At 55.4% G+C, this 523-nt stretch carries 1 protein-coding gene; it reads left to right on the forward strand.

Going from position 1 to position 523, the window contains the following annotated elements; genetic code table 11:
- A partial coding sequence (locus tag ACYVD0_RS21520; protein ID WP_460428697.1) for an alpha/beta fold hydrolase occupies positions 1-359 on the forward strand: 359 nt, incomplete at its 5' end.
- Between the last annotated feature and the right edge of the window lie 164 nt (positions 360-523).

Below are 523 nucleotides of genomic sequence, written 5' to 3' on the forward strand. Positions count from 1 at the left end.
TGGAGCGGCCTGAACTGGTCACTCATCTGGTGCTGACAGTGACGTCGGGTGGGATCGATATGGCAGGTCTAGGCGCGGAAGATTGGCGACCGTCCTTCTTCGCAGCTAACCCGACTGTGCCGCGCTGGTTTGGGAACTACCATGAAGACCTGTCGCTTCGGCTGGTCACGCTGCAGGTTCCGACACTGCTGCTATGGGGTAATGCAGACCCGATCAGCCCCGTTAGCGTAGGGCAGCGCTTGGCTTCACTGCTCCCGCAGGCCGAGATGCATGTTTTCTCCGATGGAGACCACAATCTAGCCAACACCTTTGCTACTGACGTAGCACCGCTGATCGATAGGCATTTGGCCAAAAGATGACCGGTTTGAAGACAGATCTCATTCCCCCACCCTTTTCAAGCCATCCCCATCCCAACCAGAGCTGAGAGGTTGTGAAAAAATCGAACAGTGCCGTGAGAGCCTCTCCAATCCCCTTCAAAAAGGCGTGCCATGTGAAAAGCGGGAGAGTTTATGAGCCAAATGGT

The organism is Azotobacter armeniacus (assembly GCF_054779355.1).